Source organism: Agromyces cucurbitae (assembly GCF_058349945.1).
Genome location: NZ_JBYRES010000001.1, coordinates 527801 through 549457, shown reverse-complemented (window position 1 = coordinate 549457; position 21657 = coordinate 527801). Strand labels below are relative to the sequence as shown.

Below are 21657 nucleotides of genomic sequence, written 5' to 3'. Positions count from 1 at the left end.
TTCTAGTTTCCGCGCCCCCACGCGGCCTGAGCAAGCGGCGTCAGGGCAACGTGTCGAGCGTCGACGCGAGGCCCGCCTCGTCGACCGCGCCCGTCACCTCGCCCGCCGCGGCCCGCACCTCGTCGGGCGCCTGGCCCATCGCGACCGCCCGACCGGCCGCGCCGGCCCAGGCGAACATCTCGAGGTCGTTGCGACCGTCGCCGACCGCGAGCACGCGATCGGCGGGAGCGTCGAGCCACCCGCGCACCCGCTCGAGCGCGGTCGCCTTGTTGACCCCGTCGGGCGCGATGTCGAGCCACGCCGTCCAGCCGATGGCGTAGCTCACGTGGTGCAGGCCCATCTGGTCGACGATCTCGAAGAACTCGTCGAGCCCGTGCTCGAGGCTCGTGACGACGACGCGGGTCGCCCGCTGGTCGAGCAGCTCGTCGAAGACGACCTCGCGGGCGTTGTCGAGGTTCCACTCGGTCATGCCGGCCGTGTAGAGGCGGTGCCCGTCGGCGAGTTCGACCATGAACTTGCCCGCCGGCAGGAACGCGCGGATGCGCTCGAGCACCGCGGTCGGGTCGAACGTCTCGACGTGCTCGCGCGAGTAGCCGCCCTCGGCCGTATCGTCGCGGCGCATCGTGATCGCGCCGTTCGCGCACACCACGTACTCGGGCGTGAGCCCCAGCTCTTCGAGCACGGGTCGGGTCGTCGACCACGAGCGGCCCGTCGCGAGCGTGACGAGGTGACCGCGCTCGGCGGCCCCGGCGACGGCCTCGGCGACCTGGTCGTCGATCGTGCCGTCTTCGTGCATGATCGTGCCGTCGACGTCGAGCGCGACGAACCACTGCTCCGCCGCGATCTCGTTCGCCGTCGCCTGCTCGCTCATCGCGCGACGGGCTCGAATCGCTCGAGTCCGCCGAGGTAGCCGCGCAGCGCCTCGGGCACGATCACCGAGCCGTCGGCCTGCTGGTGCGTCTCGAGGATCGCGACGATCCACCGGGTCGTCGCGAGCGTGCCGTTGAGCGTCGCGACCGGCGCGGTCTTGCCGCTCTCGGTGCGGTGGCGGATGTCGAGGCGGCGCGCCTGGAACGTCGTGCAGTTCGAGGTCGACGTGAGCTCGCGGTAGGCGTTCTGCGTCGGCACCCACGCCTCGACGTCGTACTTGCGCGCGGCGCTCGACCCGAGGTCGCCCGCGGCCGTGTCGATGACCCGGTAGGCGAGGCCGAGGCTCTGCAGCATGTCCTCCTGCCACGCGAGCAGGCGCTCGTGCTCGACCTCGGCGTCGGCCGGGTCGATGTAGGTGAACATCTCGAGCTTGTTGAACTGGTGCACGCGGATGATGCCGCGCGTGTCCTTTCCGTGCGAGCCCGCCTCGCTGCGGTAGCAGGTCGACCAGCCGGCGTAGCGGATCGGCCCGTTCGACACGTCGATGATCTCGTCGGCGTGGTACCCGGCAAGCGCGACCTCGCTCGTGCCCGTGAGGTAGAGCTCCTGGTCGGGCAGGTAGTACACCTCCTCGGCGTGCGAGCCGAGGAACCCGGTGCCGTTCATGATCTCGGGTCGCACGAGGGTCGGGGTGATGAGCGGCGTGAACCCGGCGGCGATCGCCCGGTCGAGGCCCATCGTCATGAGCGCGAGCTCGAGGCGGGCGCCGACGCCCTTGAGGTAGTGGAAGCGCGCGCCCGACACCTTCGCGCCGCGCTGCATGTCGATGGCGTCGAGCAGCTCGCCGATCTCGAGGTGGTCGCGGGGCTCGAAGTCGAACGCGGGGATCTCGCCGACCTCGCGCAGCACGACGTAGTCGTCTTCGCCGCCGGCGGGCACCCCGTCGATGACGATGTTGCCGAGCTTCTGCACGGCGAGCGTGAACTCGGCCTCGGCGTCGCTCACGGCCTGGTTCGCCGACTTCACGCGCGCAGCCAGCTCTTGCGCCTGGGCGACGAGCTCGGCCTTCGCCTCCTTCGGGGCCTGCGCGACCTGCTTGCCGAACGCGTTCTGCTCGGCGCGCAGCGTCTCGAAGACGGTGATCGCGGTGCGGCGCGCCGCATCGGCGGCGACGGCCTCGTCGACGAACGCCGAGGACTCGCCACGGAGCTCCTGCGAACGCTTGATCAGGTCGGGGTTCTCGCGGAGCAGCACGGGGTCGATCACCCGAGCAAGTCTAGCCCGCGGCATCCCCCGCCCTTCAGCCACTGCCCGGGCGCGGTGCCGTACCGTTGGCAGGGTGACGGCCGACCACCAGCCGACGGCGGATGCCTCGGAGCCGCGCCCGCGCGCGGCGATCATCTCGAACCCCACGAAGTCGGGGGTCGACGCGCTGCGCGCCGCCGTCGAGCGCGCCGAGGAGCGGCAGGGCTTCGCACCCTCGCTGTGGATCGACACCGCCGCGGACGACCCCGGCAAGGGCATGGCGCGCGAGGCGGTCGACGCCGGCGTCGACCTCGTGATCGCGGCGGGCGGCGACGGCACGGTGCGGTCGGTCGCCGCGGGCCTGCGCGGAACGGGCATGCCGATGGGCATCGTGCCGCTCGGCACGGGCAACCTGTTCGCGCGCAACCTCGACATCCCGGTCAACGACGTCGACGACGCCGTCGTGCTGGCGTTCGCGGGACTCGACCGGGCGGTCGACGTGCTCATCGCCCGCGTGCGGCGGCCCGACGGCACGACCGAGTCGCACGCGTCGCTCGTGATGGCCGGCATCGGCATCGACGCGACGATGATCGCGAACACGAACCCCGACCTCAAGAAGCGGGTCGGCTGGCTCGCCTACGTCGACGCAGGGCTGCGGGCGCTGCCGAACTCCGAGCCGTTCCGCGTCGTGCACCGGCTCGACGGCGGCCGCCACCACCGGTCGAAGGTGTCGAGCATCCTCGTGGCGAACCTCGGCTACCTGCCCGGCAACCTCGAGCTCATCCCCGACGCCGAGATCGACGACGGGCGCCTCGACGTCGTGCGGCTGCAGCCGCGCAACCTGTTCGGCTGGCTGTTCGTGTGGCGGGTCATCGCGTGGGAGAACCGGGTCATGCGCAAGACGGCGATCGGCCGCCAGGTGCTCGACCTCACGGGCGGCAACCGCCGGCAGGTCGTCGCGTACTCGCGCGGGCGCACGGTCGACCTCGTCATCGAGGGCGGTCCCCAGGAGTTCGAGATCGACGGCGACGAGTTCGGCACGGTCGCCGCGGCGCGGTTCGAGGTCGACCCGGCGTCGCTCATCGTGCGCGTGCCGCGCTGAGTCAGCCGAGCATCGAGCCCTCGGCCGACGACGACGGGTTCGGGTCGGGCAGCCGGCGCATGCGCAAGGCGTTCGCGACGCCGAGCAGGCCCGCGAGGATCGGCACGAAGAGCGCGACCTGCAGCGCGATGTCGCGTGAGTCGGTGTTGATGCGCAGGATCTCCTCCTGCACGTCGGCCGGCTGGTCGACGAGCAGCTCGGCGAGGCCGGTGTCGCTCATGATCTCCGCGTCCTCCTCGAGCACGGTGGAGACCTGCTGCGCCTCCTCGGCGCTCAGCACCGAGCTCGACTCGGCGCTCGCGGTGAAGGTGAAGGCGAGGGTCGCGAGCATGATCGCGCCCGCGAAGGCGAGCCCGAACGAGAGGCCGAACGAGCCCGCGGCCGAGTTCACGCCCGCGGCCTCGCTGACCCGCTCGTCGGAGATCGGCGAGAGCGTGTAGTTGTTGAGCTGCGAGACCAGGAACCCGAGCCCGCTGCCGGCGATGACGAGCGGAATCGTGAGGTACCAGCCCGAGTCGGCGATGGGCACGATCGGCACGATCACGCCGACGCCCACCACGACGAGCGCGAACCCCGTGAGGATGATCGTCGCCGGGCGGCGCTTGAGGCCGCGTCCGGCGAGCAGCGCGACGACGAACATGCTGAGCGAGAGCGGCGCGATCGAGAGGCCGGCCTGCAGCGCGTTGTACTCGAACACCATCTGCAGGTAGATCGGCAGCACGATCATGGTGCCGCCGAGCGCGATCTGCTGCAGCAGCTGCCCACTCGCCCCGGTGCGGAACATCTTCGACTCGAAGAGCGCGGGGTCGAGCAGCACGGGCTTGCCCGCGCGCTTGCGGTTGCGCAACCAGAAGACGAGGAGACCGAGGCCCACGACTCCGATGCCGATGATGAGGCCGACGTAGCCGCCGCCCTCCTGCCAGACGAGGATGCCGGTGACGACGCCGCCCATGCCGACGATCGACAGCAGCGCCCCGACGAGGTCGATCGACCGGTCGCCGTGGTACGGCACGTCCTTCACGAGGCCGATGCCCGCGAGCACGACCGCGATGATGAGCGCCTCCAGAGCGAAGCCGACCCGCCACGAGAAGAACGTCGTGATGAAACCGCCGAGCAGCGGGCCGACGGCGGCGGCGATCGCGGCCGAGGCGCCGACGAGCGCGTAGACCCGCTTCTGATGCGCGCCCTCGAAGTTGCCGTGGATGAGCGACTGCATCGCCGGCAGCAGGAGCGAGGCGCCGATGCCGCCGATGACCGCCCAGAAGATGATGATCGCGATCAGGTCCTGTGCGAACACCATGGCGATCGCGCCGATCGCGTAGCCGAGCAGGCCCAGGATGTACGCGAGCTTGCGCCCGATGAGGTCGCCCGTCTTGCCGCCGATGAGGATGAACGCGGCCGAGACGAGCGCCTCGAGCGCGATCGCGCTCTGCACGCCGCTCACCGTGGTGTCGAGGTCTCGCACGACCGCCGAGATCGACACGTTCATGAGCGACGTGTCGACGACGAGCACGAACATCGCCATCGCGAGCAGGAGCGCGAGCTTGCCGTTGAACTTCACCTCGGAAGGCGCGTCGTTCGAGTCCATGGCTCATGCAACCACAGGCCGTGCCCGCGCCGGAAGAGCCCTCTTCGGGAGCCGCGACCGATTAGGGCGGGATCGGCCGGTCCGACCGATCCCGCCCGGGGGTGACACCGTCGTCAGCCGCAGGTGACCGTCGCGTCGGCCCAGTCGGCACGGTCGTACCATTCGGCCTGACCGGCGGGCGAAGCGGCCGCGTTGGGGTCGACGACGAGCTCGAGCCGCTCGACGCCCGTGACGTCGACCGATGCCTCGGCCGCGAGGCCCTTCGTCATCGCGCCGCTGTCGTAGCGCACCTCGCCGTCGGCGACGACCCGGAAGATGACGTTGGCCGTCGAGCCCGCCTTGTTCATGATGTCGTCGATGCCGACGACCGCCTCGAACGCGGTGCACCGCTCGCCGAGGTTGAACCCGATCGTCGTCGGCGAGTTCACGCCGAGGCCCTTCGCGTACTCGACGCCCGCGAGCCGAATGGGCTTGCCGTCGCCGTACGCCGCCTCGCCGATCTCGGTGTCGCGCTCGATCGGGCCGTAGGTGGGGTTGAGCGAAACCGTCGCGAACGGCAGGTCGGAGAGGAAGTGCTCACCCGCCGCCGGCGGTTCGGGCACGTCGGGCACGGTCGCGTCATGCGCCTCGACGGCGTGCGCGGCGAGCTCGACGATGTCGCCCGCCGGTTCCGTGAGGAACGCCGAGGTGTCGGTCGACGCCGTGAACTCGGCGCCGACGGCGTACCAGTCGATCGAGGCGGGCGCCTTGCCGGTGTCGAACGACGCCTGGATGCTCGCGAAGAAGCGCTCCCAGCGGTCCGTGTAGTAGGTGCCGACGAGGCCCTGCCACTCGCGGTTCGCGTAGTCGTTGAGCCCCGCGTTCACCGCGTCGCGGTGACCCCACGTCGTGATGAGGGAGCGTGCGTCGAACTCGAGCCGGTCGGCCTCGGCGGCGTCGGCTCCGGCCGCCCGGGCGTCGGCGATCCACCGGCCGAGCAGCATCTGCGGCTGGGTCGCGACGATCTCGTCGAGCAGGTCCATGTTCTCGAGCCACTCCTCGCTGAGCTGCGTGAAGGCGGCGCGGTCGCGCATGCCGTACGCCTGCTGCAGCTGCGGCAGCAGCACCCGCGAGGTGTTCGAGGTCACCTGGCGCGCGACATCCATGAGGTCGTAGCGGTAGCTCGCGTTCTCGCCCGCGGCGGGCGCCGCGGCGAGCAGGTGGTCGAGCGCCTCGGCGAAGCGGTCGGGGTCGTACGAGAGGTTGCCCGGTGACCAGGTCGCGCCGTGGCTCGCCGAGAGCGATGGGCGAGCCCCGAAGAGGCCGTCGTGCGCCTCGGCGAATCCCTCGTTGTCGGGCAGCGTGTACGCGGTCTCGGCGAGGATGCGCCAGGCGGCCTTCAGCTCGGGGTCGTCGATGCCGTAGCGACGCTCGGTCCAGGCGTCGAACCACGCGTTCACGTCGACGGGGCCCTCGCGCCAGGCGAGGCCGGCGAAGAAGTCGATCGCGACGGGGTTGTTGAGGCCGCCCTCGGGCAGCGCCGCGATGCCGTCGACGCGGCTGCCCTCGCGGTTCAGCCACTCGTCGAACGTGTCGTTCCACTTCGCGAGCTCGGCACCCATCGTCGTGTGCCCGCCGTAGTTCCAGATCGTGCCGAAGGCGTACGGCACGCCGCTCCACTTCGCCTCGAGGTCGCCGCGCGCGAAGCGGTCCGACAGTCCGTCGACGATGAACGTCGTCTCGGGGTCGACCGCCGCCGCGACATCCGCCGGCGGGTTGTTCTGCCAGCCGAGCAGCACCCACGTCGCGCCGGGCCGCGCCGTCTGCAGGGCGGTCTCGATCGCCCGCGTGGCCGCGGGCACGTCGACCGAGCCGCGACGGCCGCCCTCGTGCAGGACGTCCATCTTGTACGCGCCGGAAGCGCCGAGCGCCCGTTCGGACGCCTCGTAGAACGCCTCGGCGACGGCCGGGAACGCGGCCGAGTTCGGGTCGAGCCAGCCCGGGCGCTGGAAGCCGACCCAGCCGCCCTGCGGCTCGACCCTGGCATCGGCGTTGCGGTCGGCGAAGTCGGTCGGCACGGTGCCGAAGTAGCCGGGCAGCACGGGCGTCATGTCGAGCTCGCGCAGGCGGTCGGCGATCTTGCGGCCGAGCTCGGTGCGTGCCTCGAGCAACGCCTCGCTCGTGCCCGCGGGGTAGCTCGACATGTTCTGCAGGAGCCACCACGGCTGGTGCCCGGGCAGCGGGATCCACGCCCGTGCCTCCTCGGCCGAGTACCCGAACTGCTGCAGCACCTCGGCGTAGACCGCCTCGGACCCGACGGGCATGAACACCTCGTTGAAGCCGAGGGCGGCGAGCTCGTCGATCTCGCGCTCCCATTCCTCCCACGTGCGGTAGGCACCGGTGTAGCCGTCTTCGGTGTCATTGCCGTAGAAGCGGTGCGACACGTTCGCGGTCGCCGTGATCGGCTCGGTCGGCAGCGGCAGCGCGGCTTCGGGGTCGAGGTTGCGCACGTTCCACGACACCGACTGGCCGATCGTGCCGAGGTAGGCGTTGACGCCCGCGATCGCGGTCGCCGAGTCGGTCGCCGCCACGCGAACGTGGTTGCGCTTCGAGGTGATCTCGTAGCGGTCGGCGCCGTCGGCCGACTCCAGGCTCACGAGATCGAACCCGTCGGATGCCTCGCCGAGCAGCCGCTCGATGGCATCGCGCGCCGGCTCCAGGCCGGTCGCCGTCTTCGGCGGCACGGTGAGCTTCGCGGTGCGGTCGGGCGGCTCGGCGCTCGCGCCGACGGCGGTGCCCGTCGTCAGCAGGAGGGCGGTCGCGATCGTCGCGAGCGGCGCAAGGACCGCTCGTCGTCTGGGCGTTGGGTGCATCGTCGGGCCTTTCGCCGGTGGTTCTCCGGCGTGCGATCGCGCGCCGTCATCCCGACCCAACCAGACCTCCGATCTTTACGCAAGGTCTTAACGTAAAGTCTCGGTTAAACTAACGCCGGAACGGAGCCCCATGAACGACCCGATCGTCGGAACGGCACGACTGAAGCGCTACAACACCGCCCGCGTGCTCGACGAGCTGCGCGCCCACGACGAGCCCGTGCGCATCGTCGAGATCGCGGAGCGCACGGGGCTCACGCGCTCGACCGTCGCGACGATCATCGACGAGCTCGATGCCGACGGCTGGCTGCGCCGGCACGACCCCGTCGAATCGCTCGGGCGGCCGGCGGCCCGGTTCACCGTCGCACCGGGTCGCTTCCACGTGCTCGGGGTCGACATCGGCCTGCACCGCGTCGTGGCGGAGGTCGCCGATGCCTCGGGCGCGGTGCTCGCCGAGGCGAACGCGCTGCACGAGCTGCACGACGGACGCGAGCTGCTCCGGCTCGTGAACACCACCGTCGACCGCGCCCTCGCCGCAGTGGGCCTCGATCGAGCCCGCATCTCGGCGGTGACGGTCGCGAGCGTCGGCATGATCGATCGCGCCGAGGGCCGCGTGCGCGTCATCCGCGGCATCGACGCGTGGACCGACCTCGACCTCACGCGCGAGCTCGGCCGCGGATTCGGCCCCGCCGTCGAACTCGACAACGACGCCAACCTCGCCGCCCTCGCGATGTCGGAGCTCGACGACTGCCCGCCCTCGTTCCTCACTGTGCAGTGGGGCGAGCGGCTCGGCGCGGGCCTCGTGCTCGAGGGCCGCGTCTACCGCGGCCCGCTCGGCGCCGCGGGCGAGATCGGGGCGCTCGAGGTGACCGACCCGTGGAGCGGCGACCGCGCCCCGCTCGAGGCGGTCGTCGGGGCCGAGCGCATCGACGAGGTCGCGCGGCTGGTCGCCGCACGCGACCCGTTCACGCGACTCGCCTCCGGGCTCGGCCCCGAGGCGGCGACGGCCCAGGTCTTCGAGCGGGCGAACGACGGCGAGCGCGCGGCCACCGAGATCGTCGACCAGCTCGCCGACGTGGCCGCCCGGGCACTCGCGCCCATCGTGCTCGCACTCGACCTCCACCGCGTGTACGTGACCGGCGGCATCGCCCGCGGCGGCACGGTGCTCATGACGGCGCTCGAACGCCGGCTCGCGGCGAGCGGCGCGACCCCGATCGACGTGCGTCTCTCGCCGTTCGCCGAGAACACGGTCGTTCGCGGCGCCGTCACCGCCGCCGTGCAGTCCGCCTGGCGGTCGGCGCTCGACTCCGGTCTCGGCCCGGCCACGCAGCCGGCCGGGCCGGCGGCCGGGCGGAGCTCCGCGCACTGATCCGTCGGCTCAGTCCGCCCGCGCCGACACCGAGCGGCCGCGTGCGGCGAACACCGACCGGCGCGCCTCGACCAGCGTGATCGCGACGACGCCCGCGATGACGCCGAGCGAGAGCGGGCCGACGATGGCCTGGGCGTACTGGCCGCGGACCATCACGTCGATCTTCGCCTGCTGGCCCTCGTCGATGAGCCCCGCTCCGTCGTAGACGATTCCACCGCTCATGTTCATCACGGCGGCCTCCACGAGCATGCCGATGAGCCCCGGCATCGCGATCAGGCCGGCGGCGACGATCGCGGTGAGCACCCACCACGTCGCGGGTCGCGCGAAGCGGGTGGTCACCGCGCTTCGACGAGGCCGACGCATCTGCAGGACCACCGCGACCGCGGTCACGACCACGACGCCGACGGTCCCGCCCATGAGCAACGACGGGGCCATCGCCCAGCCGAGCGATCGCCACACCTGCGTCTCGGGAGTCTCGGGCGTCGGCGCGGCCGCGTACCAGCTCTGGTCGGCGTTGACGATCCACGTCAGCCAGGCGCCGAGCCAGACGGCGACGACGCAGAGCGCCCAGCCCCCGGCGAGCCACCCCCAGGTCGTCTGGCCGAGGTCTCCGGCCCTTGCCTCCTCGGCACGTTCGGGTCGCGGATGCCCCGCGCTATCGGGTTCGAGCCCGGCGAACGCGTCGTCGGCGCGCTCGTCGTGCTCGTCGTGCTCGTCGAGCTCGTCGTGCTCGTCCTCGGGGTCGGGCTCGAGCATCGCACGCAGCTCGGCCGCGGCGTCGACCGGTGCGTCGTGGCGTGGCGACACCGCGGGCTCCGCCGGCATCGGCTGGGCGACACCGGCGAGCGCCGGCGCTGCCGCCGACGGCTCGGCCCCGGCCGGTGCGGTCACCGCAGGCCCGGCCGCCGCCGGCTCGGCCATCGGCGAGGATGCCGCGGCCGAGGCATCCGCCCCATGCCCGTCGTACCCGCGCTGGAACCGCGCGTCGTACCGCGGGTCGAGGCCCTCGCGTGCATCGGTCATCGTCGACCCCCTCCGTGAGCGTGCGTCGCCGTCAGGCGCCGTCGGGTTCGCCGCTCAAGAGCCCGCGCAGCCAGTCGCGAGCCTCGATGAAGATCTCGTCATCGTACTTCGAGTGGTACTCGATCTCACGCCGGTCGGCACGCGGATACGAGCCGAGGAAGATCACCTTCGGCGAGTAGCGGCGCAGGCCGAGCAGCGCGTCGGCGACCCGCTCGTCTTCGGCGTGGCCCTCGAGGTCGATCACGAAGCGGTACCGCCCGAGGGCGTCGCCGATCGGCCGCGACTGGATGAGCGAGAGGTTGACGCCCCGCGTCGAGAACTGCTCGAGCATGTCGAGCAGGGCGCCCGGCTCGTCGTCGGGCAGCTCGACGATGAGGCTCGTCTTGTCGGCGCCGGTCTTGGCCGGCAGGGTGCGCGACCGGCTCACGAGCACGAAGCGCGTCACCGCGTTCGGGTTGTCGCCGATGTCGCGCGCGAGCACGTCGACGTCGAGGTGCTCGGTGATGCCCGGCGGGGCGATAGCCGCGTCGGCCTGCGAGTTCTCGAACAGGGATGCCGCGGCCTGCACGTTGCTCGTCGCCGGGATGTGGCCGTGGTCCGGCAGCTCGCGCTCGAGCCAGCCGCGCGACTGGGCGTACGCGACCGGGTGGGCGTTGACGACGCGCACGTCGGCGAGCGCGGTGCCCGGCCGGGCGACGAGCACGAAGTTCACGGGCACGAGGTACTCCCCCACGATGCGGAGGCCGGGCACCGTCGCGAGCGCGTCCTGCGTGGCGCTCACACCGCCGTCGATCGAGTTCTCGATCGCGATCATCGCGGCGATCGAACGCCCGTCGACGACGTCGGCGAGCGCCTCGCCCACGTTGTTCACCGGACGCCAGTGCTTGCCCGCGGCCTCGGGCACCTGCTTGAGCGCCGCCTCGGTGAACGTCCCGGCCGGCCCGAGGTACGAGTAGGTCTCGTCAGGGGGCGTCGCCGAGGCATCCGTGGTCATGCGCCAAGCCTAACGAGCGGTGCGCGACCGGCCTGTAATACTGCCGACGTGGAGACCAGGGCCGTGCCGACCGACGCCGAGCGTCTGGTCGCGCTGCGCCGCATGAAGCGCATCGCGACGAGCCTGCTCCTCGTCGCCGCCGCCGTGTTCGCGGTGTCGTTCGCCCTGCAGGACGAGATCGCCTGGATGGGCTACGTGCGCGCGGCCGCCGAGGGCGCGATGGTCGGCGCGATCGCCGACTGGTTCGCGGTCACCGCCCTGTTCCGGCATCCGCTCGGCATCCCGATCCCGCACACCGCGATCATCCCGCGCCGCAAGGACGAGATCGGGGCGACCCTCGGGGCGTTCGTCGAGCACGAGTTCCTCTCCGACGAGGTCGTGCTCGGCAAGCTGCGGTCGATCGGCGTCTCGCGCCGGGTCGGCGCGTGGCTCGCGCAGCCCGAGCACGCCGAACGCGTCACCGCCGAGGTCGCGGTCGCCGCACGCGGCGTGCTCACGATGCTCGGCGACGACGACGTCGAAGACGTCATCGAGCGGCTCGCGAGGCGGCACCTCTTCGAGCCCGAGTGGGGTCCGGCGATCGGGCGCATCGGCGCGCAGCTCGTCGCGGCCGACCAGCAGCGCGCCGCCGTCGACGCCGTGCTCGAGAAGGCGACCTCCTGGCTGGAGACGCACCCCGAGGCGTTCGGTCGCATGGTCTCCGACCGGCTGCCGAAGTGGATGCCGGGCTTCGTCGACCGCCTCGTCGACGATCGGGCGCACCGCGAGGTGCTCGCCTTCGTGCGCGCGGTACGAGCCGACGACGCGCATCCGATGCGCGTCGCGATCGACCGCTATCTCGCCGAGCTCGCCGACGACCTGCAGCACGACCCCGAGATGATCGCCCGGGTCGAGCGGCTCAAGGCCGACCTGCTCGCCAGCCCGCGCGTGCGCGAGTTCGCGAGCGAGACCTGGGGCGCCGTCAAGGCGACGCTCGTCGAGGGACTGGCCGACCCGTCGAGCGAGCTGCGCACCGGGCTGCGAGCCGCGATCGTCGAAGTGGGCACCAGGCTCGCGACCGACAAGGCGCTCGCGGCGAAGGTCGACGACTGGGTGACGGACGCCGCGGCCTACGTCGTGCGCAACTACCGGCACGAGATCGCGGGCGTCATCACCGAGACCGTCGAGCGGTGGGATGCCCGTGAGACGACCGAGAAGCTCGAACTGCAGGTGGGGCGCGACCTGCAGTTCATCCGCATCAACGGCACCGTGGTGGGCGCGCTCGCGGGCGTCGCGATCTACTCGGTCGCGACCGCCGTGCACTCATTGGCGGGTTGAGGAGCGAGCGCAGCGAGCGTCTCGAAACCGTCATCGGCCAGTGGGTTTCGAGACGGCGCTGGCGCGCCTCCTCAACCCGCGGAAGACTGTTCGCATGCACGAGCGAGCGGGAACCCCGGCCATCGAGTCCGACCTCATCGACGTCGAAGCGCTCATCAGGGCGTACTACGAATTGAAGCCCGACCCGACGGTGCCCGGGCAGCGCGTCGCGTTCGGCACGTCGGGCCACCGCGGCTCGTCGCTCACGACGAGCTTCAACGAGCACCACATCCTCGCGACGACCCAGGCGATCGTCGAGTACCGCGCCGCCCAGGGCATCACGGGGCCGCTCTTCATCGGCGCCGACACACACGCGCTCAGCGCGCCCGCCCAGACGACCGCGCTCGACGTGCTCGTCGGCAACGAGGTGCGCGTGCTCGTCGACGAGTTCGACGACTACGTGCCGACGCCGGCGCTCTCGCACGCGATCCTGACCTGGAACAACGACCCGGCCAAGCGCGCCGAGGGCGAGGCCGACGGCATCGTCATCACCCCGTCGCACAACCCGCCGCAGGACGGCGGCTTCAAGTACAACCCGCCGCACGGCGGGCCAGCCGACAGCGACGCGACCGCGTGGATCGCGGCGCGCGCGAACGAGCTCATCGCCGACGGGCTGCGCGGCGTGAACCAGGCCGAGCCGAGCGGGGTCGAGACGTACGACTTCCGCGGCGCCTACGTCGCCGACCTCGCGAACGTCATCGACATGGAGGCGATCAGGAACAGCGGCATCCGCATCGGCGCCGACCCGCTCGGCGGAGCGTCGGTGCACTACTGGGCGGCGATCCGCGACCGCTACGGGCTCGACCTCACGGTCGTGAACGAACGGGTCGACCCGCGCTGGTCGTTCATGACCCTCGACTGGGACGGCAAGATCCGCATGGACCCGTCGAGCCGCAACGCGATGGCCTCGGTCGTCGCGCAGGCGGGCGCGTACGACCTGCTCACGGGCAACGACGCCGATGCCGACCGGCACGGCATCGTGACCCCCGACGGCGGGCTCATGAACCCGAACCACTACCTCGCCGTCGCGATCGAGTACCTGTTCGCGCACCGCCCGGGTTGGCGGCCGGATGCCGCGATCGGCAAGACGCTCGTCTCGAGCTCGATGATCGACCGGGTCGCAGCGTCGCTCGGCCGCCGCCTGTGGGAGGTGCCGGTCGGGTTCAAGTGGTTCGTGCCCGGGCTCGTCGACGGCTCGGTCGGCTTCGGCGGCGAAGAGAGTGCGGGCGCCTCGTTCCTGCGCTTCGACGGCACCGTGTGGACGACCGACAAGGACGGCATCCTGCTGTGCCTGCTCGCCGCCGAGATCCGCGCCGTCACGGGCAGGTCGCCGTCGGAGCTGTACGGCGAGCTGGTGTCGCGCTTCGGCGACCCGGCGTACGAGCGCACGGATGCCGCGGCCGACGCCGCGCAGAAGGCCGCGCTCGGCCGGCTCGACGGCGACGCCATCGCCGCGACCGAGCTCGCGGGCGAGGCGATCACCGCGAAGCTGTCGAAGGCGCCCGGCAACGACGCCGCGATCGGCGGCGTGAAGGTCGAGACGGCCGACGCGTGGTTCGCGGCCCGGCCGAGCGGCACGGAGGACGTCTACAAGATCTACGCCGAGTCGTTCAAGGGGCCCGAGCACCTGCAGCTCGTGCAGGCCGAGGCGAAGCGCATCGTCGACGCCGCCCTCGGCGGCTGAGCGCCGCCGGTCAATTCAGCGAGAAGTACGAGACGGTGCCGCCGCCCGAGGCGAGGGCCTCGTCGACGTTCCAGTAGTCGGCGTCCTTCGTGTGGCCGCCGACCCAGATGCGGGTCGTGCCGCCCGAGTGCTCGACCCGGGTCACGACGGCGGTGTGGTCGCGGTCGCCCGAGGCATCCCAGTCGAACTGGGCGATGTCGCCGACCTTGACGGCCGCGCGCTGCGAGTCGTCGAGCGGCGTCGCGACGTCGGGCCGGCCGAGCAGGTAGTCGCGCAGTGCCGTCGAGCTCGCCCAGCTCGGCGACATGGCGCCGGTCGCGCGGTCGTAGTACCAGCCGTCGTCCATCTTCCAGCCGCGCGCGACGAGCGACTGGCTCGTGAAGTTCGCGCAGTCGACACCGCTCAGCACGGTGTACTCGTCGGTGTTGTAGTCGCTCCAGTGGGCGAGCACGTAGCCGACCTGCGCGTCGATGCGCGGGTCGCTCGTGTAGTCGAGGGTGAGCACCGTGGGCACCTCGGTCGTCGACGCCTCGTCGACGCCCTCGGCGTCGGTGGTCGACGCCTCCGGCACCTCGACGCCGGCCGCGACCGACGCCGCGGGCGCGTCGACCGGCACGGGGTTGCCCGCGGCGTCCGAGAAGCTCACCTCGGCGTCGCCGAGCGATTCCGCCGAGACCGCGGGCACCGTGAACGTGATCGTGCCCTCGTCGGCCGACACGATGGGCGCCTCGACACCGGCGACCGTCACGGCGCCGACCTGGTCGAGCCCGTCGCCCGTGACCGACACCTGCGTGCCGCCCGTGAAGGGCGCCGCAGCGGTCGAGAGCCCGCTCGTGATCGTCGGGCCGTCGTCGACCGCGGCGGCCGTCGAGACGATCTCGTCGCCCGCGGCGGCGGCCGTCGTCTCGCCCGCCTCGGTCCGCGCTGCGCCGAACGCACCGCTCGCGGCGACCGCGGAGGCCGTGCCGCCGGGTGCGATCGCCGAGGCGACGGCGCCGAACGCGGTCACGCCGAACAGCGCGGTCGTGGCGCCGAGCGCGACGAGCCGACGGGTGCCGCTCGAGGGCCGGCGGTTGCGTGCGTGGTCGGCACGGTGCCGCGGGTGGCGCTCGGCCTGCGCGTCGGGCGCGGCCTCCGCCGCACCGTCGTCGGCACCGGAGCTCGTGCGACGGGACTCCGGCGGGCCCGGGTTCGGGGGAACTGAACCCGGACCCTGCGGAGTCCCGCCGTCGCTGAGCGCACGTCCGGCACCGGCGACCTCGTCGACGGTCGTATCGGGGCCGGCCACGGTGTCGGGGGACGCGCCGCCGTTCGCCGCGGAATCGCGCTCGCGCATCGCGGCGACGAAGCCGCGCCGGGCCTTGGTCGGACGGGAGGGCTCGGCCGTATCGGGCGCGGCCGAGTCCTCCCGGGTGCCGTCCGGTTCCGTGGCTTCCGCGAGGTGCTCGAACGAGGCGCCGGGGCCGTCGGCCGTCGCGTCCGCGCCTTCGGCGAGGAGAGCGGGGTCGATCGCGCCGGGCGCGCGGAAGGTCGCGCGGCGGCGCTGCGGCATGGGGGCAGGCGGCGTCTTGGAGATTCGTTTGAACACGGGAAGAGGTTCCGGTCGGCGTTTCGGGGGACACGAAACCTCATCACGCGAGTTTGTGAGGAACCCTCCCGAACTCTGGGAAACCCATGAAAGCGTTCTCACAACACCCTGCACGCCGATCCGTCGGCGGGCCGGGCGTGCCCCGGCTCAGCCGGCGCGGGTCAGGCCGGGAGACGCCGCGAACGCACGCCGACCACGACGAGCGGCAGCAGCACGAGCATCGCCACGAGGCACACCCCGGCGAACCCGCCGAACCCGAGCACGAACCCGCTGAGGGCGGCCGCGATCGCCGCCGCGAGGTTCATCGCCGCATCGGTCGCACCCTGCAGCGGCACGCGGATCGACGGGTCGACGGCGTCGGTCACGAGGGTCGAGCCGCCGATGAGCCCGCACGACCAGCCGAGCCCGAGCAGCCCCAGTGCGAGCGGCACGAGCAGCATGTCGTCGGCGGGCGCGAGGATCCCCGTGAGCGTCGCGAGCGCGAGGATGCCGATGCCGATGAAGATCACCCGCTCCGACCCGATGCGGTCGGCGAGCCAGCCGACGAGCGGGCTCGCCCCGTACATGCCGAGGATGTGGATGCTGATCACGATGCCCACGAGCGAGAGCGAGAGCCCGTGCGCCATCATGTGCACGGGCGTCATGACCATGACCCCCACCATGACCGTGTGCGAGCAGACGATCGCGAAGATCGCGAACAGCGCGCGCGGGTTGCGGGCCGCGATGCGCATGGCCTGCCACGATCCGATCGACGCCGATGAACCGGATGCCCCGGCCGCGGCATCCCCGGCGAGCCGACCCGCGGGCGGCAACCGCAGGAGTGCCGCCACGAGCAGCGTCGAGAAGGCGAACGCCGCGCCCGAGAACAGGAACGGGCCGACGAGCGCGGGCAGCCCGATGCTCTGGCCGACGGTGTCGCCGAGGTCGGAGAGCAGGGGGCCGGCCACCGAGCCGAGCGTCGTCGCCCAGAGCACGAGCGACATCGAGCGCGCCTCGAAGCCGGGCGCCGCGACCTCGGTCGCGGCGAACCGCGCCTGGAGTCCGGCGGCCGTGCCCGCGCCGAACGCCATGAGCCCGAGGAACACGAGGGGCACGAAGCCGCTCACCGCCGCGGCGATGACGAGGAGGGCGCCGAGGCATCCGAGCGCGTAGCCCGTCGCGAGCGCGACGTGGCGGCCGCGCCGCACGGCGAGCTTCGCGAGCGGGATCGCCGTGAGCGCTGCGCCGAGCACGCTCGACGACTGGGCGAAGCCCGCGAGGGCGACGACGCCCGTGAGCTCCTCGACGAGGAGGGCGGCGACCGCGATGCCCGACGCGACGCCGACGCCGGCGAGCAACTGGTTGACGATGAGCACCGAGAGCGAGACGCCGCGATGCGGCACCGCGGGCACGGGCGGCGGCGGACCGGGGGGCTTCGCCGCGCCGGGAGTGCTCGACCCGCCGGTCGCGTTCGCCGCGTCGGGCGTGCTCGACGCGTCGGGGCCGTTCGCCGCGCCGGTCATTGCGCGGGGCCGCCGGGAACGCCGAAGAACTCCTCGAGCGTCGTGATGCCCTTCTCGTGCATCTCGGTCGCGAGCGGCACGCCGACGTAGCGGAAGTGCCACGACTCGTGCGGGTAGCCCGTGATGTCGACCTTGTCGGCGGGGTAGCGCAGGATGAAGCCGAACCGGTAGGCGTTCGCGCGCACCCACTCGCCCTCGGCGCTGTCGTCCATGCACTCGAACGTGCAGCCCGCTTCGGTGCCGATGTCCATCGCGAGGCCGGTCTGGTGCTCGGAGTGCCCGGGCGGCGCGGTCGTCGGGTCGCTGCCGTCGCCGTAGAGCTCGACCTGCGTGTCGTAGCTGCGGTACGCGCTGTTCGAGGCCAGGTAGAAGCCGGCCTCGTCGGTCGCGGCGGCGAACATCGCGACGACGGCGTCGGAGGCCTCCTGCCGCAGCTCGGGCACCCAGGTGTGCGCGACGGGCACCTCGACGAGGTCGGCGGGCACGTAGTCCTGCGGGTTCAGCGGGCGGACCTGGTTGACGACGACCCAGATGCTCGAGGGGTCGTCGAGCGAGTGGGCCGTGCGATCGAACGTGTCGACGGTTGCGGGCGGCGGCACGGTCGGCGGGGCCGGCCGCGGCGACGCGCTGGTCGAACCGGATGCCTCGGGCCCGGCGCCCGACGCGGCACCCGTGTCGGCTCCGGCGACCGCGCCGACGATCACCACGCTGATCGCCACGAGGACGGCGATGAGCACGAGCGCGATGGTCATTCGACGTCGCTGCACCGCCTCGCTGACAGCGGGGGGCTCTTCGGGGGCGGACACCCGTCGAGTCTACGCGCGGCCCGGCGGGCCAGGCTGGGCCTCGTCACCCCGCAAGCGTGAGAGCGCTCTCTTGACATCTACGAAACATCGTCGTAATGTCGCCTTCCGAACGAGTGAGAGCGCTCTCACACTGCTGAGAGAGCGCTCTCTGGTTCCTGCATCATCATCCCGAATCGACCACGCACACAAAGGAGTGACCGTGAAGCTCTCACGACGCACCCGCGGCGCCGTCGCCATCGCCGGCGCGGCATCGATCGCCCTGCTCGCAACCGCCTGCTCGACCGGCGGCGGCGCGAGCGCCGAGGGCGAGGACATCACCCTGACCGTCACCACGTTCGGCACGATGGGCCTCGACGACCTCTACGACCAGTACGAGGCCGAGCACCCGGGCATCACCATCAAGGCCACCAACATCGACACCGGCGGCAACGCCCTCACCGACTGGCAGACCAAGCAGGCCGCCGGCGCCGGGCTCCCCGACGTGCAGGCCGTCGAAGAGGGCTGGCTCTCGAAGGTCATGCAGGTCAGCGACACCTTCACCGACCTGCGCGACTACGGCGCCGACGACCTCTCCGACCAGTGGGTCGACTGGAAGGTGAAGCAGGCCACCGACGCCGACGGCCGCATCATCGGCTACGGCACCGACATCGGCCCCGAGGGCCTCTGCTACAACGGCAAGCTCTTCGAGGCGGCCGGCCTGCCGAGCGACCGCGAAGGCGTCGCCGAGCTGTTCGGCGGCGACGACGCCAGCTGGGAGAAGTTCTTCGAGGTCGGCAAGGCCTACCACGACAAGACCGGCAAGGCGTTCTACGACCAGTCGGGCTTCGTCTGGAACTCGATGGTCAACCAGCTGCCCGAGGGCTACTACACCGCCGACGGCGAGCTCAACGTCGAGGGCAACGAGGAGCTCGAGGCCCGTTGGGCGCTGCTCGCGCAGGGCGCGGCCGACGGCCTCTCGTCGAACCAGACCCAGTGGGACTGGGGCGGGGGCAAGGCCTTCACCGACGGCTCGTTCGCGACCTTCGTCTGCCCGGGCTGGATGCTCGGCGTCGTCAAGGGCCAGGTCGAGGCCGGCGGCGGCGACGCCACCACCGGCTGGGACTTCGCCGACGTCTTCCCCGGCGGCGCGGCCAACTGGGGCGGCGCGTTCCTGACCGTGCCCACCACGTCGAAGCACCCGAAGGAGGCGGCCGAGCTCGCCGAGTACCTGACGAACGCGCAGTCGCAGGTCGCGGCCTTCCAGGCCGCGGGCACCTTCCCGTCGAACGTCGAGGCGCAGTCCGACTCGGGCGTCACCGGTGAGAGCGAGCTGACCGCGTTCTTCAACGACGCGCCCGTCGGCGAGATCCTCGGCTCGCGCGCCGAGGGCGTCGTCGCCCAGTACAAGGGGCCGGACGACTCGGTCATCCAGGAGCAGGTCTTCGGACCGTCGATCCAGGAGCTCGACTCGGGCAAGGCCGACGGCCCGACCGCGTGGCAGCACGCGCTCGACCTCCTCGACCAGCTGGTCCAGCAGTAGCCCGACCGGCCGTGTGACCGCGGGCCCTTCGGAACGAACGCTCCGAAGGGCCCGCCTCACGAGAGGAACCCCGAATGACTTCGACGATCACGCCGCCGACGGAGGCGGCATCCCCCACGCCCTCGGGCGGCGCGAAGCGCGACCGCACCGCGCCCCGCACCGAGCTCACCGCCCGGCAGCGCCTCAGCCGCTGGGACGTGCGGTACTCGCCCTACCTCTACATCGCCCCGTTCTTCGTGCTGTTCGGCCTCGTCGGGCTCTTCCCGCTCGGGTACACCTTCGTGGTGTCGCTCAACGACTGGAACCTGCTCACCGGCCCGGGCGAGTGGGTCGGCCTCCAGAACTTCACCGACGAGCTCCAGGACCCGCTGTTCTGGAACTCGCTCTTCAACACCTTCAGCATCTTCCTGCTCTCAGCGGTGCCGCAGCTCATCGCCGCGATCGTCATCGCCGCCGTGCTCGACCAGAACATCCGCGCCAAGACCTTCTGGCGACTGTCGGTCATCCTCCCCTACGTCGTGACGCCCGTCGCCGTCACGCTCATCTTCAGCAACGTCTTCGGCGAGAAGTACGGACTCATCAACAACCTCCTCACGACGATCGGCGCCGATCCCGTGATGTGGAAGACCGAGACCCTGCCGAGCCACATCGCGATCGCGACCATGGTCAACTGGCGCTGGACGGGCTACAACGCGCTCATCCTGCTCGCCGCCATGCAGGCCGTGCCGAAGGACATCCACGAGGCCGCCGCCATCGACGGCGCCGGCGCCGTTCGCCGCTTCTTCTCGGTCACGATCCCGAGCATCAAGCCGACGATCGTGTTCGTCGTCATCACGGCGACGATCGGCGGCCTGCAGATCTTCACCGAGCCCAAGCTGTTCAACGCGACGAGCTCGGTGCCCGGCGGGCCGCAGCGGCAGTACCAGACGACCGTGCTCTACCTGTGGGACCTCGCCTTCAACCGCCAGGACTTCGGCAAGGCCTCGGCCGTCGCGTGGATGCTCTTCCTCATCATCGTGGCCATCGGCCTGGTGAACTTCTGGGCCTCGCGACGCATCGCGGGCGCCGAGGCGAAGCGCGCGAAGCGCCGCACCAGGCGCCGGCTCGACGCCCATGCCGCGGCTCGCGCCGAGGCATCCGCCCTCGCCGCCGTGCCCGGAGCCGGAGGGGTGACGGGTGCCATGGTCGCGGAGCCGACGCTCGACGACGACATCCTCGACGACGACAGGGAGGACCGCGCATGACCGCCACGAAGGCCGTCGTCACCCGCGACGCGATCAAGCCCGTTCGGTACGACGCACCGCGCCGCCGTGCGCTCGGCATCGAGCGCCGCCCCGGCTGGCTGACCTACACGCTGCTCGGCGTCTTCTTCGTCGCCGGCGCCTACCCGCTCTACTGGTCGTTCGTCATCGGCTCGAGCGACAAGTCGGCGCTCACGAGCACGTGGCCGCCGCTGCTGCCCGGCGGGCAGTTCTGGACGAACGTCGGCGAGGTGCTCGACACCGTGCCGTTCTGGCTCGCGCTCGGCAACTCGATCATCGTCTCGAGCGTCATCACCCTCTCGGTCGTGAGCTTCTCGACGCTCGCAGGCTACGCCTTCGCGAAGCTGCGGTTCCGCGGTCGCGAGGGGCTCATGGTGTTCGTCATCGCGACGCTCGCGGTGCCGACGCAGCTCGGCATCATCCCCCTGTTCATGCTCATGAAGCAGTTCGGCTGGACGGGCACGCTCGGCGCCGTGATCGTGCCGACCCTCGTCACCGCGTTCGGCGTGTTCTTCATGCGGCAGTACCTGGTCGACGTGATCCCCGACGAGCTCATCGAGGCGGCCCGCGTCGACGGGGCGTCGATGATCCGCACGTTCTGGCACGTCGGCGTGCCGGCCGCGCGACCCGCGATGGCGATCCTCGGCCTCTTCACCTTCATGACGGCGTGGACCGACTACCTCTGGCCGCTGCTCGTCGTGCCGCAGAACCCGACCCTGCAGGTGGCGCTCAGCCAGCTGCAGTCGGCCCGGTACGTCGACTACTCGGTCGTGCTCGCGGGCGCGGTGCTCGCGACGCTGCCGCTGCTGATTCTCTTCATCATCGCCGGCAAGCAACTCATTTCAGGGATCATGGCAGGAGCAGTCAAGGGATGACCATCGAGCTTCGAGAGGACCTCTC

16 protein-coding genes are annotated in these 21657 nt (G+C 71.6%); 7 read left to right on the top strand and 9 right to left on the bottom strand.

The window, feature by feature from the left end; translation table 11 throughout:
* Window positions 1–40: 40 nt before the first annotated feature.
* Together AC3RJ6_RS02580 and serS are read right to left on the bottom strand one after the other, a co-directional pair.
* Complete coding sequence (locus tag AC3RJ6_RS02580) at window positions 41–871, bottom strand: HAD family hydrolase (protein ID WP_491425310.1); 831 nt, start codon at window positions 869–871, stop codon at window positions 41–43.
* Window positions 868–2136 (bottom strand): serine--tRNA ligase, encoded by a 1269-nt coding sequence (serS, locus tag AC3RJ6_RS02575; RefSeq protein WP_491425309.1) that lies wholly within the window; start codon window positions 2134–2136, stop codon window positions 868–870. The genes AC3RJ6_RS02580 and serS overlap by 4 nt, the downstream gene beginning before the upstream one ends.
* 73 nt (window positions 2137–2209) lie before the next feature.
* Here serS and AC3RJ6_RS02570 point away from each other — a divergent pair, with 73 nt between their 5' ends.
* Window positions 2210–3217, top strand: coding sequence for a diacylglycerol/lipid kinase family protein (locus AC3RJ6_RS02570; RefSeq protein WP_491425308.1), 1008 nt, complete (start codon window positions 2210–2212; stop codon window positions 3215–3217).
* 1 nt (window position 3218) lies between these two features.
* Here the strand turns inward: AC3RJ6_RS02570 and AC3RJ6_RS02565 are convergent, their stop codons facing one another.
* Together AC3RJ6_RS02565 and AC3RJ6_RS02560 are read right to left on the bottom strand one after the other, a co-directional pair.
* Entirely contained in the window at window positions 3219–4805 is a 1587-nt protein-coding gene (locus tag AC3RJ6_RS02565) for an MFS transporter (protein ID WP_491425307.1), read from the bottom strand.
* A 113-nt stretch (window positions 4806–4918) separates the two neighbouring features.
* Window positions 4919–7657: an alpha-N-acetylglucosaminidase TIM-barrel domain-containing protein gene (locus AC3RJ6_RS02560; RefSeq protein WP_491425306.1), complete on the bottom strand. Its 2739-nt coding sequence runs from the start codon at window positions 7655–7657 to the stop codon at window positions 4919–4921.
* Window positions 7658–7787: 130 nt separating this feature from the next.
* On the opposite strand from AC3RJ6_RS02560, the gene AC3RJ6_RS02555 reads away from it, so the two are divergent.
* Window positions 7788–9023: an ROK family transcriptional regulator gene (locus AC3RJ6_RS02555; protein WP_491425305.1), complete on the top strand. Its 1236-nt coding sequence runs from the start codon at window positions 7788–7790 to the stop codon at window positions 9021–9023.
* A gap of 9 nt (window positions 9024–9032) precedes the next feature.
* Here the strand turns inward: AC3RJ6_RS02555 and AC3RJ6_RS02550 are convergent, their stop codons facing one another.
* Both AC3RJ6_RS02550 and pheA read right to left on the bottom strand, forming a co-directional pair.
* Window positions 9033–10046: a hypothetical protein gene (locus tag AC3RJ6_RS02550; protein ID WP_491425304.1), complete on the bottom strand. Its 1014-nt coding sequence runs from the start codon at window positions 10044–10046 to the stop codon at window positions 9033–9035.
* 31 nt (window positions 10047–10077) lie between these two features.
* Complete coding sequence (gene pheA / locus AC3RJ6_RS02545) at window positions 10078–11040, bottom strand: prephenate dehydratase (RefSeq protein WP_491425303.1); 963 nt, start codon at window positions 11038–11040, stop codon at window positions 10078–10080.
* A gap of 48 nt (window positions 11041–11088) precedes the next feature.
* On the opposite strand from pheA, the gene AC3RJ6_RS02540 reads away from it, so the two are divergent.
* Together AC3RJ6_RS02540 and pgm are read left to right on the top strand one after the other, a co-directional pair.
* Window positions 11089–12357 (top strand): DUF445 domain-containing protein, encoded by a 1269-nt coding sequence (locus AC3RJ6_RS02540; RefSeq protein ID WP_491425302.1) that lies wholly within the window; start codon window positions 11089–11091, stop codon window positions 12355–12357.
* Window positions 12358–12451: 94 nt separating this feature from the next.
* A complete protein-coding gene (gene pgm / locus AC3RJ6_RS02535) occupies window positions 12452–14080 on the top strand; it encodes a phosphoglucomutase (alpha-D-glucose-1,6-bisphosphate-dependent) (protein WP_491425301.1) in 1629 nt (542 codons plus the stop codon).
* A 10-nt stretch (window positions 14081–14090) separates the two neighbouring features.
* On the opposite strand, the gene AC3RJ6_RS02530 is transcribed toward pgm, so the two are convergent.
* The 3 genes from AC3RJ6_RS02530 to AC3RJ6_RS02520 form a co-directional block, all read right to left on the bottom strand.
* Window positions 14091–15668 (bottom strand): amidase domain-containing protein, encoded by a 1578-nt coding sequence (locus tag AC3RJ6_RS02530; protein WP_491425300.1) that lies wholly within the window; start codon window positions 15666–15668, stop codon window positions 14091–14093.
* A 161-nt stretch (window positions 15669–15829) separates the two neighbouring features.
* On the bottom strand, window positions 15830–17170 hold the full coding sequence (locus tag AC3RJ6_RS02525; protein WP_491425299.1) for an MFS transporter: 1341 nt from the start codon (window positions 17168–17170) through the stop codon (window positions 15830–15832).
* Complete coding sequence (locus tag AC3RJ6_RS02520) at window positions 17167–17922, bottom strand: M15 family metallopeptidase (protein WP_491425298.1); 756 nt, start codon at window positions 17920–17922, stop codon at window positions 17167–17169. Before AC3RJ6_RS02520 ends, AC3RJ6_RS02525 begins: the two co-directional genes overlap by 4 nt.
* 253 nt (window positions 17923–18175) lie before the next feature.
* Here AC3RJ6_RS02520 and AC3RJ6_RS02515 point away from each other — a divergent pair, with 253 nt between their 5' ends.
* The 3 genes from AC3RJ6_RS02515 (at window position 18176) to AC3RJ6_RS02505 (ending at window position 21632) form a co-directional block, all read left to right on the top strand.
* Complete coding sequence (locus AC3RJ6_RS02515) at window positions 18176–19495, top strand: ABC transporter substrate-binding protein (RefSeq protein WP_491425297.1); 1320 nt, start codon at window positions 18176–18178, stop codon at window positions 19493–19495.
* Window positions 19496–19569: 74 nt separating this feature from the next.
* Window positions 19570–20739 (top strand): carbohydrate ABC transporter permease, encoded by a 1170-nt coding sequence (locus tag AC3RJ6_RS02510; RefSeq protein ID WP_491425296.1) that lies wholly within the window; start codon window positions 19570–19572, stop codon window positions 20737–20739.
* Window positions 20736–21632: a carbohydrate ABC transporter permease gene (locus AC3RJ6_RS02505; protein ID WP_491425295.1), complete on the top strand. Its 897-nt coding sequence runs from the start codon at window positions 20736–20738 to the stop codon at window positions 21630–21632. Before AC3RJ6_RS02510 ends, AC3RJ6_RS02505 begins: the two co-directional genes overlap by 4 nt.
* Window positions 21633–21657 lie beyond the last annotated feature (25 nt).

What these genes read in the sequence shown, in the direction of transcription:
- AC3RJ6_RS02580 (WP_491425310.1), bottom strand. Translation starts at nt 871, where the DNA reads ATGAGCGAGCAGGCGACGGCGAACGAGATCGCGGCGGAGCAGTGGTTC.
- AC3RJ6_RS02565 (WP_491425307.1), bottom strand. Translation starts at nt 4,805, where the DNA reads ATGGACTCGAACGACGCGCCTTCCGAGGTGAAGTTCAACGGCAAGCTC.
- AC3RJ6_RS02560 (WP_491425306.1), bottom strand. Translation starts at nt 7,657, where the DNA reads ATGCACCCAACGCCCAGACGACGAGCGGTCCTTGCGCCGCTCGCGACG.
- AC3RJ6_RS02555 (WP_491425305.1), top strand. Translation starts at nt 7,788, where the DNA reads ATGAACGACCCGATCGTCGGAACGGCACGACTGAAGCGCTACAACACC.
- AC3RJ6_RS02550 (WP_491425304.1), bottom strand. Translation starts at nt 10,046, where the DNA reads ATGACCGATGCACGCGAGGGCCTCGACCCGCGGTACGACGCGCGGTTC.
- pheA (WP_491425303.1), bottom strand. Translation starts at nt 11,040, where the DNA reads ATGACCACGGATGCCTCGGCGACGCCCCCTGACGAGACCTACTCGTAC.
- pgm (WP_491425301.1), top strand. Translation starts at nt 12,452, where the DNA reads ATGCACGAGCGAGCGGGAACCCCGGCCATCGAGTCCGACCTCATCGAC.
- AC3RJ6_RS02525 (WP_491425299.1), bottom strand. Translation starts at nt 17,170, where the DNA reads ATGACCGGCGCGGCGAACGGCCCCGACGCGTCGAGCACGCCCGACGCG.
- AC3RJ6_RS02520 (WP_491425298.1), bottom strand. Translation starts at nt 17,922, where the DNA reads ATGACCATCGCGCTCGTGCTCATCGCCGTCCTCGTGGCGATCAGCGTG.
- AC3RJ6_RS02510 (WP_491425296.1), top strand. Translation starts at nt 19,570, where the DNA reads ATGACTTCGACGATCACGCCGCCGACGGAGGCGGCATCCCCCACGCCC.
- AC3RJ6_RS02505 (WP_491425295.1), top strand. Translation starts at nt 20,736, where the DNA reads ATGACCGCCACGAAGGCCGTCGTCACCCGCGACGCGATCAAGCCCGTT.